Genomic DNA, 1,244 nt, shown 5'->3' with positions numbered 1-1,244 from the left:
TTCACCGTCCACCGGAATCATGACACCCCAGCCGACGCTCACTTTTCGTTGATGTGCCACGGTTTTCTGGTAGTCGGGCTAGCGGGATTTGAACCCACGACCTTCCGCTCCCAAAGCGGACGCGCTACCAACCTGCGCTATAGCCCGTAGCCGAATGGCCTTCGTCAATCTTAAAGGAGCTGGCCGTGTTAGACGAATCAGCCCCGATGAGCATCATCTCACGGGGTGAAGCTTTTGAGAAACTTGGCGGGCTTGCTAAGATCAACGGGTCACTTATGGTGATACGCGAGTGTAGCTTAATGGTAAAGCCTCTGCCTTCCAAGCAGATGACGCGGGTTCGATTCCCGTCACTCGCTCCACTTAGACGTCGGATTTGATAAGTACCCTTTTACGTTAGCGAGTATCGCTTAGGGGGTGTGAAAAATCGCTTGCGCTAGCGGGTTTGGGTTTTGCGTTACCTAGTATCGTGTTTTCCCTGTTCGAGTAGGGTTTCGAGGTTTAACTCGCTAACGGATGGCAGGTGACGTTCGCTGAAGTGCCCCAGGTTTTCCCACCTACTCAAACGGAAGAAAATCTGGGGCACTTCAACTTGGTGGTGACTCCGCCATCGCTCTTGTTGGGCATTGCTATAGGCGGCTGACATGTGGTCGGCGTGGTGGCTAGTCAGTGATCAGACTCGTTATCTTCGCCTGGGACGTGTACGAAGAATTGCGAGGAGATTGCAAGTAGTTCGCGCATAAGTTCGTATTGGCCACCGTGCATGTTCCAGATTTCATCTTCGCCTGCGGCTTCTGGTCGTTCGTAGATCGACGAGGTGGTGTTGACGTCGGCTAGCCATCCGTTGTCGTAGTAGTCCATGAGCGGTTTCATGGTTTCGTTGAACGCTTTGATGGATTGGAGCCCTTCGCATGCTTTCTCATAGGAGGCGCGGGATTTCATCAGATTGTCTTGGGCTACGTTGAGCCGTGCAAGGCTCGCCTGCTGCTCTGGCGTGTAGTTCGATTCTGCTGTGTTGTCGTTCATATATTCAGTGTGACACAAGCTGTAGGTGTCTGGTGCTAAATGTATGGTGCGGTTTCGTGTCGTTCGCTTTAAACGGGGTGTGGTGAAGTGTCCCAGGTTTTCTTCTGTTTGAGTGGATGGGAGAATCTGGATTATGTCGAAGGGATTTGATTAGGAAGCGAAAGAGCAGATTGTTCGTCTGGTGGAGGATCTGGAGTGGCCTAAGAATTAGGCCCACTCGG

The 1,244-nt window shown here is 52.2% G+C and carries 1 protein-coding gene and 2 tRNA genes; 1 reads left to right on the top strand and 2 read right to left on the bottom strand.

The features are described 5' to 3' along the window. Positions 1 to 73: 73 nt before the first annotated feature. Positions 74 to 147, bottom strand: a tRNA-Pro gene (locus HMPREF3167_RS06460). A 138-nt stretch (positions 148 to 285) separates the two neighbouring features. Between HMPREF3167_RS06460 and HMPREF3167_RS06455 the strand changes: the two genes are divergently transcribed. Beyond that, positions 286 to 359: transfer RNA gene (locus HMPREF3167_RS06455), tRNA-Gly, on the top strand. A gap of 304 nt (positions 360 to 663) precedes the next feature. Here HMPREF3167_RS06455 and HMPREF3167_RS06450 read toward each other — a convergent pair. Then, on the bottom strand, positions 664 to 1,023 hold the full coding sequence (locus tag HMPREF3167_RS06450) for a hypothetical protein (protein WP_068539229.1): 360 nt from the start codon (positions 1,021 to 1,023) through the stop codon (positions 664 to 666). Between the last annotated feature and the right edge of the window lie 221 nt (positions 1,024 to 1,244).

This window comes from Trueperella sp. HMSC08B05 (assembly GCF_001808405.1).
GTDB classification, from domain to species: Bacteria; Actinomycetota; Actinomycetes; order Actinomycetales; family Actinomycetaceae; genus Trueperella; species Trueperella bernardiae.
The sequence above is the reverse complement of the archived record's forward strand: the minus strand, read 5'-3'. Positions and strand labels throughout refer to the sequence as shown.

Coding starts and splice junctions, on each gene's coding strand:
- HMPREF3167_RS06450 (WP_068539229.1), bottom strand. CDS start 1,023: ATGAACGACAACACAGCAGAATCGAACTACACGCCAGAGCAGCAGGCG.